Source organism: Bartonella sp. MM73XJBT, from assembly GCF_028618465.1.
Lineage (GTDB): Bacteria > Pseudomonadota > Alphaproteobacteria > Rhizobiales > Rhizobiaceae > Bartonella.
The window spans coordinates 1-16,876 of sequence record NZ_JAQISY010000013.1 but is presented as its reverse complement, the minus strand read 5'-3'; the positions used below and the strand labels follow the sequence as shown (position 1 = coordinate 16,876).

At 38.2% G+C, this 16,876-nt stretch carries 11 protein-coding genes; 10 read left to right on the top strand and 1 reads right to left on the bottom strand.

Annotation, left to right across the window (positions count from 1 at the left end; genetic code table 11):
* The first annotated feature begins 402 nt into the window (after positions 1-402).
* From PVV69_RS05645 to PVV69_RS05600, 10 genes are all read left to right on the top strand, one after another.
* Positions 403-2,028: an ABC transporter substrate-binding protein gene (locus PVV69_RS05645; RefSeq protein WP_273756789.1), complete on the top strand. Its 1,626-nt coding sequence runs from the start codon at positions 403-405 to the stop codon at positions 2,026-2,028.
* A gap of 902 nt (positions 2,029-2,930) precedes the next feature.
* Positions 2,931-4,562, top strand: coding sequence for an ABC transporter substrate-binding protein (locus PVV69_RS05640; RefSeq protein WP_273756788.1), 1,632 nt, complete (start codon positions 2,931-2,933; stop codon positions 4,560-4,562).
* Positions 4,563-4,978: 416 nt separating this feature from the next.
* Complete coding sequence (gene xseA, locus PVV69_RS05635) at positions 4,979-6,409, top strand: exodeoxyribonuclease VII large subunit (RefSeq protein WP_273756787.1); 1,431 nt, start codon at positions 4,979-4,981, stop codon at positions 6,407-6,409.
* A complete protein-coding gene (locus PVV69_RS05630; protein ID WP_273756786.1) occupies positions 6,387-7,013 on the top strand; it encodes a DNA-3-methyladenine glycosylase I in 627 nt (208 codons plus the stop codon). The genes xseA and PVV69_RS05630 overlap by 23 nt, the downstream gene beginning before the upstream one ends.
* 1,273 nt (positions 7,014-8,286) lie before the next feature.
* A complete protein-coding gene (locus tag PVV69_RS05625; RefSeq protein WP_273756785.1) occupies positions 8,287-9,912 on the top strand; it encodes an ABC transporter substrate-binding protein in 1,626 nt (541 codons plus the stop codon).
* Positions 9,913-10,281: 369 nt separating this feature from the next.
* Complete coding sequence (locus tag PVV69_RS05620) at positions 10,282-11,898, top strand: ABC transporter substrate-binding protein (protein ID WP_273756784.1); 1,617 nt, start codon at positions 10,282-10,284, stop codon at positions 11,896-11,898.
* Between the two features lie 105 nt (positions 11,899-12,003).
* Positions 12,004-13,077, top strand: coding sequence for an ABC transporter permease (locus tag PVV69_RS05615; protein WP_273756783.1), 1,074 nt, complete (start codon positions 12,004-12,006; stop codon positions 13,075-13,077).
* Between the two features lie 2 nt (positions 13,078-13,079).
* On the top strand, positions 13,080-14,009 hold the full coding sequence (locus PVV69_RS05610; RefSeq protein ID WP_273756782.1) for an ABC transporter permease: 930 nt from the start codon (positions 13,080-13,082) through the stop codon (positions 14,007-14,009).
* A complete protein-coding gene (locus PVV69_RS05605) occupies positions 14,002-14,877 on the top strand; it encodes an ABC transporter ATP-binding protein (protein WP_273756781.1) in 876 nt (291 codons plus the stop codon). The genes PVV69_RS05610 and PVV69_RS05605 overlap by 8 nt, the downstream gene beginning before the upstream one ends.
* A complete protein-coding gene (locus PVV69_RS05600) occupies positions 14,874-15,656 on the top strand; it encodes an ABC transporter ATP-binding protein (protein ID WP_273720973.1) in 783 nt (260 codons plus the stop codon). The genes PVV69_RS05605 and PVV69_RS05600 overlap by 4 nt, the downstream gene beginning before the upstream one ends.
* Before the next feature lie 1,053 nt (positions 15,657-16,709).
* Here the strand turns inward: PVV69_RS05600 and PVV69_RS10055 are convergent.
* A partial coding sequence (locus PVV69_RS10055; protein ID WP_404978372.1) for an autotransporter outer membrane beta-barrel domain-containing protein occupies positions 16,710-16,876 on the bottom strand: 167 nt, incomplete at its 5' end.

Below are 16,876 nucleotides of genomic sequence, written 5' to 3'. Positions count from 1 at the left end.
TAGAATTTTCAGAATAGCAATTTGTTATTGAGGTTTTTAAATCAACTGAAGGTGGTACTGTGGTCACTCTTTTCAGAAAAGAGCAGGAAGACGTTTGAAAAAGAAAGCCTGTTTGATGAAGTAAACAAGAAATCTTTGCTTGATATACTTCGAATTATAGATGTTGTGATATCGGTAAGAGATCTTGTCACTTGTGGTGTTACTCATCGCATAGGGGGTGATTGTTTTCTGTTGTATATTTTGCTTTAGCCTATCTGTGTTCGGAGGGGATGAGTGGCTACTGCTGTTGAGAGTTTTGATGCTTTTTCTCTAGGGGGGCTTATTCCAAAAACTAATCTTTTTATTTTTGCGTGTTGTTGTCGCATGGGGCGTTTGTACAATAAATTTTAAAAGGAAAATTTGATGAGTTTAAAAAGAAAAATATTAAAAGGAAGCAGTTCTTTTGTTTCTGCTGTTCTTGCACTGGCGATGTTTGCACAACACGTTTCAGCAAAAACACCTGCCGATACCCTCGTGATGGCTTGGAATATTGATGGCATTAGTACTTTTGATCCTGCGCAGATCAACAACGTTTATGGAACTGAAATTGTTCTCAATGTTTGTGACAATTTGGTTGATACTGTTAGAGATGATCCAACAAAAGTCATTCCCTCTTTGGCAACGCATTGGGATGTTTCAAGTGATGATCAGAAGACAGTGCTTACTTTTCATTTGCGTGATGGTTTGAAGTTTAATGACGGTCGGCCTGCGAATGCCCATGATCTTGTTTGGAGTATGAAGCGGATTATTAAGTTGAAGTTGGCTAGAGAAGAGCTCTTTCATGAATATGGTATTACAGAACAGAACATGGGTTCTGCTCTTCAAGCACCGGATGAGAAAACGGTGGTAATGAAATTTGATAAGCCTTATCCCGTAGAGATTCTCCTTAGTAATATTGTTGCGAGTCACGCTACTGCTTTGCTTGATCGTGAGACCATTATAAAACATGAAAAAAATAGTGATCTGGGTAATCGTTATTTGGCGAGTCATGCTGCTTGTGTTGGTCCTTATAACTTGGCGAGTTGGCGTCCTGGAGAGGCTATTTTATTGCGTGCAAGTGCTCATTATTGGGGGAAAGCACCTAAATTGAAAAAAATTCTCATTCGCCATGTTGCGGAGTCTGGAACACAACGCTTATTGTTGCAAAAAGGTGATATCGATGTTGCTCGTGATTTGAGACCTGAGGATCTTGCAGATCTCCAAGCAACAACAGATATTAAGGTAAAAAGAGTGTTGGAGCCTACCGTAATGATATGGGGATTCAACACGACAAATCCTATTTTTGCCAATGAAAAAGTGCGTTTGGCGATGCGCTATCTTATTGATTATGAAGCTCTTGGCAAGGCTTTTCTCAAAGGTGTTGGGATACCACGGGCGAGCTTTATTCCTCTTGGTAATCTTGGAGCTTTGGATGAAAAAGAAGGGCAGCCCTTTAAACTGGATCTTCAAAAAGCCAAACAGCTTTTGACAGAGGCAGGTTATTCGAAAGGCTTTGAGGTTAATTTTTTAATAGGAAGCTCTCATTATGCTTTGCCCATTGCTCAGTCTATTCAAGACAATGCAAAAAAGGTAGGCGTGCATCTTAAAATTGAACGTTTAGCAGGTGCACAGTTGTTTTCAAAACTTTCTGCGCGTGCTTTTGATACGATTTTTGTCGGATGGAATAATGACTCTGCGGATCCTCATTCCATGGCTTCACGTCTTGTTTACAATCCTGATAATCGGTTTGAGGCGAAAAATACAGCCTACCTTAGTTGGTGCCATGGCTATTTGGATGAAGCTATGAATAAGAAGGTGACCGATGCATTGTTTCAAAAAGATCCACAAAAACGGGCACAAATCTATGCTGATTTGCAGCGTCAACTTATGCAAAAAGGTCCCTATGCTTTTATTTTTCAGAGATATAGTGTTGTAGCTATGACACCTCGTATTAAAAAATGGGTTTGGAATAGTACGCCGCGTATTTTTTATAATGCCATTGAAAAATAAATCTGTCTTAGAAGGTTATAAATTCTAAAAGTGTTATCCTGATAACTTCGGTGTTTTTTCTATGGTTGAAAAACCTTACAAGATGCCGAAGCTCATCGGTAGCGAAGCGATATGCTCTGTAGAGAATGGGGTTTCAAGATATCCTCTTTCAAAGAGAGATTATTCATCTCGACAAATCCTTTATATATAGGTATTATGGTTGACTGTTTCAATCTTTTTGAAAAAATAATTATTTGTTGATGGCAAGGCAAACGCAAAAAAACAGGCACAATAAGTGGTGCAAAGTTTGGTGTTTTTGAAAGAGTGGGGGGGCTTTAAAATGTGTTGTTGAAGAGAAATTTGATTGTATGCAGGGGCGTGAGGGAATGTTAGGTTACTGTGGGGTTCATACGTTAGATTGTGCTCTCTTTCCTTAACAGAAGATAAGATGCTGAAAGTGTTCTTTGCTGGGGTTTATAGAAAAACTCAAATTTTCTCCTGAAGAAGGAGGGAGAGTGTTATGGTTTGCAAATCTTCTCTAGGGCTATTCAAATATTCAATGATTCTTGAGGTTTTAGCAACGAGGGATGTGATGTTTCTTTCTTAGAAAATGGTAAGAATAAGTTTGAGGAAGAAGGTTTGTTTGATGAAACAAAAAAGGATCTTACCCTGATATGTCCTGAATTATTCGTGTTTTGACGTACTAGTAGGATGCTTATCGTTTATGATGTTACTCATTATTTATCGGGACGTTTTCCTTTGCATATTTTCATTGCGCTTATTCGTGTCTGGGGGGGGGTGAATAGCTGTTGTTGGAGGTCTTATATCTCTAAGGGGGTGTGTTTTCTCAGTCTGATTTTCTTATTTTTGCGCATTATTGTTGCATGGAGAATTTATACAATACGTTTTAAAAGGAAAAATTGATGAGTTTGAAAAGAAAGATATTAAAGGGGAGCAGTTCTTTTATTTCTGCTGTTCTTGCAGTGGGGATGTTTGCACAACAAGTGTCAGCAAAGACGCCTGCTGATACTCTCGTGATGGCTTGGGATCTTGATGCAATCAGTAATTTTGATCCTGCGCAACTCAATGATCGGTATGGAGCTGAAGTTATTGTCAATGTTTGTGACAATTTGGTTGATACTGCAAAAGATGATGGGACTAAAGTTGTTCCTTCTTTGGCCAGGAGTTGGGATGTTTCAAGTGATGACCAGAGTACAGTAATTACTTTTCATTTGCGTGATGATTTGAAGTTTAATGATGGTCGGCATGCTGGTGCTCATGATCTTGTTTGGGGCATGAGGCGGGTTGTCAAATTGAAGCTGTCTAACGCGGCAACCTTTAATGAATATGGTATCACAGAAAAAAATGTTGATGAGGCTTTTCAAGAACCCGATGAAAAAACAGTGGTCATGAAATTTGATAAACCTTATCCAGCAGAGCTTATTTTGAGCAATATTTCCACTCATCGCACTGTTGCTTTACTTGATCGTGAGACACTGATGAAACACGAACAAGATGGTGATATGGGAAATCGTTATTTGGCGAGTCATGCTGCTTGTGTTGGTCCTTATCAGTTAGAGAGTTGGCGTCCTGGAGAAGGGATTTTGTTACGTGCCAGTTCCCATTATTGGGGAGAGGCACCCAAATTGAAGAAGATTCTTATTCGTCATATTGCCGAGCCTGGAACACAACGTTTATTGTTGGAAAAACACGATATCGATGTTGCACGTAATTTAACGCCAGAGGATATAGCAGATCTTCAAGCAACAACAGATATTAAGGCTGAAAAAGTGTTGGCTCCATCCATGATCATATGGGGTTTTAACACGACAAATCCTATTTTTGCCAATGAAAAAGTGCGTTTGGCAATGCGCTATCTTATTGATTATGAAACGCTTGGCAAGACTCTTCTTAAAGATGTTGGTATTCCACGAGCAAGCTTTATTCCCATTGGTAATTTTGGTGCTTTGGATGAAAAAGAGGGGCAACCCTTTAAACTTGACCTTCAAAAAGCCAAGCAGCTTTTGACAGAGGCAGGTTATCCGGATGGTTTTGAGGCCAATATTTATGCCGGAAAAACGCCTTATCCTTTTGCTTTGCCCATTGCTCAGTCTATTCAAGACAATGCCAAAAAGATAGGTGTGCGCTTTAAGATTGAACATTTTATTGGTACGCAATTATTTTCAAAACTTTATGCACGTGGCTTTGATACAATTTTTATAGGATGGAATAATTCTTCTGCGGATCCTCATACGATGGCTTCGCGTCTTATTTTAAACCCTGATAATCGATTTGAGGCTAAAAACACGGGCTATCCTAGTTGGTGTCATGGGTATTTGGATGAAGAAATGAATAAAAAAGTGAGGGACGCATTGTTTCAGAAAGATCCACAGAAACGGGCGCAGATGTATGCTGATTTGCAGCGTGATTTTATGCAAAAAGGTCCCTATGCATTTATCTATCAGACATATAACATTGTCGCTATGACACCTGATGTGAAAAAATGGGTTTGGAATAGTGCACCACGTATTTTTTATAGTGCCATTGAAAAATAAGCGTGTCTTAGAACATTGTAAATTCTAAAAGCGTGATCATGAGAGCTTCGACGTTTTGCCTATGGTTGAAAAACTTTGCAAGATGTCGAAGTTCATGGCTAGTGAATAAATATACCATATATAAAATGTATTTTAAGATCTTCTCTTTGATGAGAGAGGTTATCATAAAAGATTTGTTGGTGTGGATGTTAAGATTGAATATTCTAACTTCTGTTGATAGAATTTTTTTGGATTGAATAATGCTCTGCAGCCCCTTACGTCTTCAATTTTATTTACAATCCCGATCATCGGTTTGAGGTTAAAAATACAAGCTGTTCTGGTTGGTGTTAGGGGTATTTGGATGAAGCTATCAATCAAAAGTTTAAAAATGTATTATTGCAAAAAGATTCACAAGAACGGGTGTAAAGAGTTTAAAAATGGTAAGTTTGTTTGGTAAAAAAGCAGGTGCAACGAATGTAGTAGAATTTACTGTTTCTGAAATAGCAGGGGCTTTAAAGCGCGTTGTTGAAGAAAAGTTTGGTTACGTGCGGGTGCGTGGAGAAATATCAGGTTATCGTGGTCCTCATGCTTCTGGTCATGCTTACTTTGCTTTAAAGGATGATAAGGCACGGTTGGAGGCTGTTATTTGGCGCGGGTTTATGGAAAAGCTCAAATTTCCTCCTGAAGAGGGGATGGAAGTGATTGCTGTTGGAAAACTGACAACTTATCCTGGGTCGTCAAAGTACCAAATTGTTATTGAAGCACTTGAACCAACTGGGGTTGGCGCTTTGATGGCACTTTTAGAAAATCGTAAGAAAAAGCTTGCAGAGGAAGGTTTATTTGATGAAGCCAAAAAGAAGCTTTTGCCTTATATGCCTCAAATTATAGGCGTGGTGACATCGCCAACAGGTGCTGTTATTCGCGATATTATTCATCGTATATCAGATCGTTTTCCCTTGCATATTTTGGTTTGGCCTGTTCGTGTTCAGGGAGAAACCTGTGGGCATGAAGTGGCTGCTGGCGTTGAGGGGTTTAATGCACTGCCTTTAGGAGGTTCTATTCCAAAACCTGACGTTATTATTGTGGCGCGGGGAGGAGGGAGTTTAGAAGATTTATGGGGGTTTAATGATGAAGCTGTTGTGCGTGCTGTTTATGCCTCTGCTCTTCCAGTTATCTCTGCGGTTGGGCATGAGACAGATTGGACTTTGATTGATTATGTTGCTGATTGGCGTGCTCCAACCCCTACAGGAGCAGCAGAAAAGGCTGTTCCCGTCAAGCTTGATCTCGAAGTCTATGTGGCATCGCTTGGTGCACGTTTGCGTATGGGACTCACACGTTATTTTGATTTTCATCAACAAAAATTGCATGCTCTTATCCGTGGACTTCCCACGGTTGATCAACTTTTTGCTCTACCGCGGCGTGGTTTTGATGAAATTTCCAGCCGGTTACAGCGTGCTCTTTGTGTGAGTTATGATAAAAAGCGTTTTTATTTCCATGCACTTTCTCTTCGTCTTGCACCGCGTTTGTTGAATACTGAAAAAGCACAACGCAATACCAAGGAATATGTGATGCGTCTTCAGCGTGCTTTTGTGCACAAGGTGGAAAAACAACGTGCTCAGATAGACGTTGCTTTTAGGCTTTTAAAAAGCACTTCGTATCAGAATATTTTAGAGCGTGGTTTTGTTTTGGCTTTGGGGCAAGAGAATAAACCCGTTAAACGATTGGTACAGTTTCCTGAAACAGGACAAGTCAATTTACGTTTTTTTGACGGTGATGTCAGTGTTGTCACCGAGGGATCTGTTTTGAATAAACGTTCAAAACACAAACAGATAAAGCAACAAGACGATGATCAAGGAACACTCTTTTAATACGCTCAATCAGGTGCTCGAGGAAGGACTTCGCAGGGGAGCGGATGGAAAAATTCGTTGTTCATGGGCAGGAGATGATCCGCTTTACTGTGCTTATCATGATAATGAATGGGGAAAGCCTGTTTTGGAAGATCGCCGTTTGTTTGAAAAAATTTGTCTTGAAGGTTTTCAAGCAGGGCTTTCTTGGCTTACCATTTTAAAAAAACGCTCTTTTTTTCGAGAGGCATTTGATCACTTTGACTTCGAAAAAATCAGTCATTATGATGAAGCAAAAGTGCAAATGTTGATGCAGAATAAAAGCATTGTTCGTCATCAAGGGAAAATCCGCTCAGTGCTTAATAATGCATTGAGAGCACAGGACATTATTAGAGAGTGGGGAAGTTTATCTCACTATTTTTGGTCTTTTCAACCACCACAATCAGAGCGTTATGAAAAGATCAATTTTCAAACATTGTTAGCAAATCCTATAACACCTGCGTCTCTTCGTCTTTCTCAAGACTTGAAAAAACGTGGCTGGACATTTGTTGGACCAACAATTTGTTATGCTTTTATGCAGTCGGTAGGAATTGTTAATGATCATCTTGAAGGGTGTTTTTGTCGATAAATTGGTACAGATCTTTTGCATAAGAAGATGTTGTCTAAAAAAATAAAAAAAGAGCGTGGAATGGTTTTGAGATCGTTTCATGTATTTGTTGTTGTTGGATTATCGTTTTTTAGCGTAGTGTAAGCTGTGATACTGCTTTTAACAGAGGAAGAAATGTATTTGTTAAATTATTATAAGAGAAATTTTTATTATCTGTTTTAAGCCATATTTGTCTATTTTTATTTATATAATATTTATAATCAGGTAAATTGTGGAGTTTTGTTTATTTATGTTATTTACTTTTATTAATAAAGTAAAATTATTTATTATGTCTTTCTATAGAGAAATATTTTTATATTGTTTTGCTCTTTGAATTTTACAGCAAGATATTTTCTATATTTTTATTGAATATAGAATGATGCGTTTATTTATAGAGTGTTTGATTATCAAATACTTGTGTTAAGTTTTATTATCTGATAGCCTCCTTTTTAAGAGAATAATTTTGCTGTGTGTAAGCTCTAGCTTTTGGGGCAGATGCTTTTGTTCAGATAGCTTTGTGTCACTCCATTGCTTCTGTAAATCTCTAGCATATGTCGTTGGGGATGTGAGTGAGAGTAGCGTATTGTTTCGTTTTTGTTTTTGCTCATGAAAAAGAGCATTTTATGATGTGTTCTTTTATTGGCTATTGTATTTTGTGAAAGATAAGACGTAGAAAAGCAGGTATTTTTCATTGCGATTTTGTTTCTGTTGACTTGTTTGGTGTCATTGATAAAAAAAACTTTTCTTTTATGCTTAACGTTCAGAAGATTTAGCAATTTTTAAATAGATCATAGAGTTTTTGCAGAAATGTTTTCTTTTGTTTTTCTGTCTGTTCATGCGCAGTCTTATAATGCAGTAAGGGTGTGTATTTTGAAACTGAGTGTCTGAGGAGATACGATTATTTTTAAAATTTGCACATTATCCTTATTCTTTTTAGTACAGTTTATAGATAAGGGTGCGTTCATCAATATCCGTATGACGATTTTCTCCAAGGTCTAGATTTTGGTGAATGATATAGGGAGCAATTACGGGGTATTGTGGAGACAAAGGGGTATTGTGGTGGAGATGTCATAATGGTTGGTGACGGATATTTCGTGTATTTACTGTATTTTCATTGAGTTTAAGTGAGTGAATTGAAAAGTAAATACCTTTGTAGAGATGGCGAATATGCGTTTAATCAATCTTTAGTTTTACAAATCTGCTGTGTTATTTCAGAATAATAAATTGATACAATAAACTTTAAAAGGAAAAGGCTATGAATATAAAAAGAAAAATATTGAAAGGCAGTACTTCTTTTGTTTCTGCTGTTCTTGCATTGGGAATATTCGTGCAACAAGTTTCAGCAAAAACACCTGCCGATACCCTCGTGATGGGTTGGAATATTGATGGAATCAATACATTTGATCCTGCGCAGTTTAATGATGTTTATGCAAATGAAATCGTTCTCAATGTTTGTGATAATTTGGTTGGTACTGCTACAGATGATCCAGCAAAGATCGTTCCTTCTTTAGCAACACATTGGGATGTTTTAGGTGGTGATCAGAATACAGTGCTTACTTTTCATTTGCGGGATGGTTTAAAATTTAATGATGGTCGGCCTGCGAATGCCCATGACCTTATTTGGGGTATGAAACGGATTATCAAATTAAAGATGGCAGCTGCAGCGATTTTTAATGAATATGGTATTACAGAACAAAATGTTGATTCTGCTCTTCAAGCACCGGATGAGAAAACGGTGGTGATGAAATTTGATAAGCCTTATCCAGCAGAGCTTATTCTTAATAATATTGTTGCGAGTCGTGCTACGGCTTTGCTTGATCGCAAAACCATTATGAAACAGGAAAAAAATGGCGATATGGGCAACCGCTATTTGGCCAGTCATGCTGCCTGTGTTGGTCCTTATCAGTTAGCAAGTTGGCGTCCTGGAGAAGCTATTTTATTGCGTGCAAGTCCTAATTATTGGGGGGAAACTCCTAAATTAAAAAAGATTCTCATTCGCCATGTTGCAGAGACTGGAACACAACGCTTATTGTTGCAAAAACACGATATCGATGTTGCTCGTGATTTGAGACCTGAGGATATAGCAGATCTGCAAGCAACAACAGATGTTAAGGTGGAAAGCGTTTTGGAGCCTTCCATGATGTATTGGGGCTTTAATACAACAAATCCCATTTTTGCTAAGGAAAAAGTACGTTTGGCGATGCGCTATCTTATTGACTATGAAGGACTTGAAAAGAGTATTCTCAAAGGAGTTGGTGTTCCACGGGCAAGCTTTATTCCTCTTGGTAATTTTGGAGCTTTGGATGAAAAAGAAGGACAGCCCTTTAAACTTGATCTTCAAAAAGCCAAACAGCTTTTAACAGAGGCGGGTTATTCAAAAGGCTTTGAGGCTAATTTTTTAGTGGGAAGCTCTCATTATGCTTTGCCTATTGCGCAGTCTGTGCAAGACAATGCAGCAAAGGTGGGGGTACATCTTAAAATTGAACGTTTGGCAGGCACGCAAGTGTTTTCAAAACTTTATGCACGTGCTTTTGATACAATTTTTGTCGGATGGAATAATGACTCTGCGGATCCTCATTCCATGGCTTCACGTCTTGTTTACAATCCTGATAATCGGTTTGAGGCGAAAAATACAGCTTATCCAAGTTGGCAGCATGGCTATTTGGATGAAGCTATGAATAAAAAGGTGGAAGCTGCATTGTTTCAAAAAGATCCACAAAAACGAGCACAAATCTATGCTGATTTGCAACGTGAACTTATGCAAAAAGGACCTTATGCTTTTATTTTTCAGAGATATAGTGTTGTAGCTATGACACCTAGTATTAAAAAATGGGTGTGGAATAGTGCACCGCGTATTTTTTATAGTGCAATTGAAAAATAAATGCGTATTAAATAATACTGTGAAATACAAAAAGAACGCGATCATCATGTAAATGATGAAAATATCCCCCGCAAAGGGTTGTCTTAACGCTTAAGATATGAAATTGCGGGGGGCTTTTTGTGTGATACAATTAAGGTATAGTTTATAGGGGGCGATGTTTATCCGTGTGAAAAGTAAGGGCTTTTAGAAGTTTCTGTGATAATACTACAGAGGCTATGCATCTCAATTGTAGGTTGCTGTGTGAGAAAATCATCTTCAGCTTTTTGATGCGTAAAGTTGATAACATTACGCTGTTTGAGAAATAAAGAGAAAAATCAGTAGTATTTTGTGAGAGAATAATCACATAAAATGCAAAGGGTAATGATAAAAATGAGAAAAAAAGGAATGTTAAAAAACTTTTGTATTTTGTTAAGTACAGTCGGTTTTTTAAATGGATCTCTATCACCATTATTGAGTGCGTCATCGAAAGATATATTGGTAATGGCATGGAATATCGATTCAATTAGTAGCTTTGATCCAGCTCAAACAGTGGAAGTTGTCGCGAGTGAATTATTGACAAATATATGTAGTGCGTTAGTGCAGTATGATCAGCATGATCCCACTAAAATTCGCCCTTCTATGGCACAATCTTGGGACGTTTTAGATGGTGGAAAAAGAATAATTTTTCATCTTCGTGATGATTTAAAATTTGATGATGGAAGGGTGGCCACAGCACAGGATCTTGCTTGGTCAATGCGGCGGATTATTAAATTGGGATTAGGGTATGCTCAGTTTTTGATGGATTATGGCTTTAATAAAAACAATGTGGAAACGCATATTCAAGCTCTTGATGATAGAACTTTACAGCTAAAACTAGATAAACCCTATCCTATTCAGCTTATATTAACAGCTATTGGACAGTCCTATGCTTCTGCTTTGCTCGATCGGAAAACAGTTGAAGCAGAAAGTATGAATGGTGATATGGGCAATAAATATTTGGCAACGCATTCGGCTTGTGTTGGACCTTATAAATTGGTACGTTGGTCTCCAGGAGAAAAAGTTGTATTGGAAGCTACAAAATATTATTGGGGAGAGGCTCCTAAAATTAAGCAAATTGTTGTGCAGCATGTTGCAGATTCAGCAAGTCAGAGATTTCTTTTGGAAAAAGGGGATGTGGATATAGCGCGTGATCTTTCTTCAGAGGATGTCTTAGATATTGAAAAGCAGGGCGGACCAGTTAGAATTAGCCGCGTTTTGCGACCGCAAATTATTTATCTCTCGTTGAATAATAAAAATACAATTTTTTCTCACGAAAAAGTGCGTTTGGCACTTCGTTATTTAGTCGATTATGAGGGACTTGGAAAAACCGTTTTAAAAGGTATTGGCATTCCACGTGCTAGTTATATGGCGTTGGGAATTCCTGGCGCTTTGGATGAAAAAGAGGGATTGCCCTTTAAGTTAGATTTGAAAAAAGCCAAACAATTGATGAGTGAGGCCGGTTATCCTAATGGTTTTAAAGCTAATCTTTTAGTTGGTAGCCTTAGTTATATGTCATCTGTTGCGCAGTCTATTCAAGCCAATGCGCGTAAAATTGGTGTTGAGATTACCCTTGAAAAAATGGCACAAAATCAATTGTTAAGCCGTGTGCGTGGTGGAAATTATGATAGTGCACTTATGGGATGGGGGAGTGCTGATCCTGATGGGCATCCTGCTTCGTTAAATCATGTTTTTAATCCTGATCCAACATTTACAGAAAAGCACAATATGTATCTGGCTTGGCGTGCTGGATATTATGATGAAAATATCAATAAAATGGTGATGGATGCTTTGTTTGAGCAAGATCAAAATAAGCGTCTTTTGCAGTATCGTGCTTTACAGAATTATGTGTTTGAACATGGTCCTATGGTTTATTTATTTCAGACATATTATACCGTTGGTATGGGACCTGCAGTAAAAAAATGGGCTTGGAATAGTTTTAGACTTTATTACAGTGATGCAGAAAAATAAGCATATTATGAAAAAAGATTGTAGAGTGTTCTTGATTAGAGGCTACTTGATTGTATAAAAAAGGTGTTAGCTTTATGTTTGGTAGCTATGGAGGGGAATATTATAATGGTTTTGCCATTTCCAGATGCTGAAAGAGTAGTATCACAGAAGCAGAAACAAATGTTCGTATGGGACTTTTTTTTCAAGCTATTGAAGTTGCTCATTTCAGTCTTTGTCACGTTACTTGGTTTGGTAACGATTACTTTTTTTATTGGTCACTTGCTTCCCTTAGATCCTGTTCTTGCTATCCTTGGTGATAATATCAGTCAGGAAGCTTATGATGCGATGTTTCATAGGTTGGGCCTTGATCAGCCATTGATTGTTCAATATTGGAATTATCTCCGCAGTGTGTTTTTGTTTGACTTTGGAGATGCTTTAACCTCAGGGCGTCCAGTTTTAGAAGATATTATGCGCGTATTTCCTGCAACGTTAGAGCTTGCTACAGTTGCTATTGTAATTGGCACAAGTCTTGGTATTCCATTTGGGGTTTTTGCGGCAATGTATCGTGATTCATTTATTGATTACTTTGTCCGTGTTTTTACACTCTTGAGTTATTCCACTCCAGCCTTTTGGCTTGGATTAATGGCGTTATTGATCTTTTATGCTAAGCTTGGCTGGATCGGTGGTCCAGGACGTATTGATTTCCTTTATGAATATTCTTTTGAACCTAAAACGGGATTTTTTCTCTGGGATACTGCTCGTCAAGGACAGTGGGAAGCTTTTGGAAATGTGTTCAGTCATGTTATTATGCCTGCTTTAATCTTAGCTTTTGGTGCTATGGCCTATATTAGTCGTATGACTCGTGGATTTATGATTGAACAGCTCAATCAGGAATATATCATTACTGCGCGTGTGAAGGGATTATCGTTGGCACGAACGGTGTGGGGGCATGCCTTTCGGAATGCCGCCGTGCAGATTATCACGGTTGTTGCACTTTCATATGCTTTTCTCTTAGAAGGTGCTGTGTTAACGGAGACTGTTTTTGCTTGGCCTGGCTTTGGGCATTATTTAACAAATGCTCTTTTGGCTGGAGATATGAATGCAGTTGTCGGCTGCACGCTACTTGTAGGGTTTCTCTTTGTTGTTATTAATTTATTTTCTGATTTGCTTTATCGAATCTTTGATCCAAGGACACGTTGAATATGGCAACAATTCCTCATCATAAATCGCAATCATCATTTTCTTTGGGGCGTTGGTTAAATGAATCTGTTCCACGGTCAGTCTTTCAAGCGAACGTACAAAGAATTTATCATGCATTGATCAAGTTTTCTGGTAATTTTTCTGCTGTGTTTGGTCTGACTATTATTTTTATTATTATCTTATGTGCAATTTTTGCTCCTTGGATTGCTACCAATGATTTTGTGAGTAATGATCTTGCGCATCGATTGCAACCGCCCTCTATGTCGCATTATTTTGGGACAGATGAATTGGGGCGTGACATTTTTAGTCGCCTCGTTTTTGGTGCACGTATCACGCTTTATGTTGTTTTTCTCACGACAATTATTGTGGGACCAATAGGGCTCCTTGTTGGGACTGTATCGGGCTATATAGGGGGATGGGTTGATACTGTTCTTATGCGTATAGTTGATATTTTTCTTGCTTTTCCAGCTTTGATTTTAGCTCTTGCTTTTTCAGCGGCATTGGGACCAGGTATTGAAAATGCATCTGTTGCAATTTCCATTGCAGCATGGCCCCCAATCGCGCGTTTAGCACGAGCAGAAACTTTGACGATACGTTCTTCTGATTATGTCTCTGCTGTTCGCTTGCAAGGGGCATCTCCTTTGCGGATTATTTTATTTCATGTTGCACCGATGTGTATTCCTTCAGTAGTAGTACGTCTAACATTAGATATGTCCGGAATTATTTTAACGGCTGCTGGTCTTGGTTTTTTGGGGTTGGGAGCTCAACTGCCAAGTCCTGAATGGGGTGCAATGCTTTCGACAGGTCGTGAATTTATGATGACAAATTGGTGGTTAGCGGCAATACCAGGTTGTGCAATATTGTTGGCAAGCCTTGCTTTCAATTTGTTGGGTGATGGACTTCGTGATATATTGGATCCGCGCAATGGCTAAAAAATTATTAGAGATAGAAGATTTACGTATTGCTTTTCCTACAAGGCGTGGCATTGCAGAGGTTGTGCGCGGCGTTAGTTTTTCCGTGGGAAAAGAAAAAATCGGCATTGTTGGCGAGTCTGGTTCTGGAAAATCAATGACTGGGCGCGCGATACTCAAATTGAGTCCAAGAGCAGCAATTGTCAAAGCGAAAAAAATGCGCTTTGAGGATATCGATTTATTGCGTGCAAGTGAAGCTCAGATGAGAACTATTCGGGGAAAGCATATTTCAATGATTCTACAGGACCCCAAATATTCACTGAATCCACTCATACGGATTGGGGACCAGATTATGGAGGCTTACCGTATTCATTACCGTGTTTCAAAAGCCGAGGCGCGCGAGCGGACAATTGCTATGTTGGAATCTGTTCATATTCGTGACCCGGAACATGTGATGCGTCTCTTTCCTCATGAAATATCAGGAGGAATGGGGCAGCGTGTGATGATTGCGATGATGCTCATTCCAAAACCTGATTTAATTATTGCCGATGAGCCAACATCTGCGCTTGATATTACGGTAAGACGTCAGGTTTTATCAGTGTTGGATGAGCTTGTGACTAAAGCTGGAACAGGGCTTATTTTCATTAGTCATGATTTGAATATGATTGCTGATTTTTGTGATCGTGTTTTGGTTATGTATGCAGGTCGTGTGTTAGAAGAATTGCCTGCGTGTAATTTATCTCGTGCTTGTCATCCTTATACTAAGGCTTTGCTAGCGAGTTTGCCGCGGCTTGATAATTCTGTTGATGTTTTGGCTGTTCCTGAGCGCGATCCTGATTGGTTGCATAATCCTACGATTGTTAATGGTATTGAAGGAGTTGCTCCGTGACCAACTGTGACAATATTATTGATGTTTCTAATTTATCTGTAACCTTTGGGCATCGGCACAAGGCAGTAACGGTTGTAAAAAATGTCAACTTTCATATTAAGCGTGGCGAAGCTTACGGTTTGATTGGTGAATCAGGCTGTGGAAAATCAACTATTTTAAATACATTGGTTGGGCTTATTTCAGGCTATAGCGGATGTTTTGTTTTTGATGGAGAAGAAGTTCCCAAAAAAAGAGATAAGAATTTTCTACGCCGTATTCAAATGGTTTTCCAAGATCCTTATTCTTCACTTCATCCAAGAAAAATGGTTCATACGGTTCTTTCTGAATCACTTAAAATTCATGGTATGGATAATCCAAAGGAGCGGGTGCGTGATGTTTTAAATTCCGTTGGCTTAAATTCTTCATTTCTTTATCGTTATCCGCATGAGTTATCTGGAGGGCAACGGCAGCGTATTGCTCTTGCTCGTGCTTTAATTATTGAGCCAGAGGTTTTACTGCTTGATGAACCAACATCTGCATTGGATGTATCGGTACAGGCTGAAATTTTAAATTTGTTGAAATCCTTACGAGAGGAAAAAAAGCTCACTTATTTGATGGTATCCCACGACCTTGCTGTGGTTGCACATATCTGTGAACGTGTTGGAATTATGCATAAAGGGATTATTCTTGAAGAACTTAGCAATGATGATTTGCGTAGTTTACGTGCACAACATGACTATACAAAGATGTTTTTTGAAGCCAGTATTGAACCTATTGTTTATAGAGAGCAAAGGGCATGATAAATTCTACAGGAGAAAAATATCGTTTCTTCTATTTTAGGTTTCTAGAGATCTTTGCAGTATTGTTGCAACAGGGAGGGATATTTTTTATCTCGTTATGCCGTAAAACACTGTTGTTTGAGATATGGTATACAAGCTATGTAAAATTTATATATTCAGTAATTTGGGGTAATGCAGTCAATATTTAGGGCAGGGCTTATTCCTTATATAGGTGAACCATATAAATGGTTAGTAAGTGGAGCCTGCTAGACAAGAAGTTGGATTGCTTACAGGTCAGCATGGGTAGGAATCTTCGTCATTTGAGGTGTGAAGAGGAGACCAAAGTGTGCGATTTTATCCATTATAATTTGCTGAAAGAATTTTTAGCTATAAATATTTTTCTATAAGGTGTATAATTTTATGAGTCATGCTGGTAGCATATGACAGGGGTTATTTTTCTGAACGGATTGTATTGTTTTTTGATGATAAGTTTATGTTCAGTCGTTTTATTTTGAAGTGTTAAACATGAAATTTGTGAGAAATAACAGAAGATAATCATTACTGTATTGTGCAAGAAGAGTTTTGATTATTTTGTAGTATAATTTTATTTTTGTTTTTTAGATTTTTTACAGCTTTAGATCTTATTTATTGAAAAACGCTACGTTCTCTTTTCGTAAAGTGATAATTTTTAAAATGTTTTGGTTGTTTTTTATGCTTTAAGGATAAAGAGGCAGAAAAGCGTAGTTGAACGCAATAAGTAAAGATGAGAAGAACGTTTTCTCACTTTGGCTGTAGAGCGCATTTTCTATTTAAGATAAAGACTGCTGATTGCTGCTTTTTAAAATTTGAGTATTCATATCTTAAGTGTTTTGATAAATTTGTTAAAGCAGCTTGTTATGTTTGTTGGATTTGGTTTGGTGCATTTTACAAGAGCCATTCTGTTGTACTTTTTGTGTGTAAAGAGACAAGAGAGCGCCTTTGAAGCGGAAAAGACAGATGGTTGTCGAAAAGACAGCATAACGCTGCCTTTTTGTTAAAATAAGTAGAATGTGATAGGCTTTTTACAGTCGTGTCTTAAAACTGATAGCGTATTCCGCCTGAGAAGCTTGCTCCAGATATACCAGTCTTTTGTAGTTTTTGTTGATAGCTGACATCACCATGAAGCGAAACGTTTGAAGACAATTGAGCACTGATACCAAGTCCACCTTCAAGGAAAGAGCCCATGGGATCAATTTTATAAT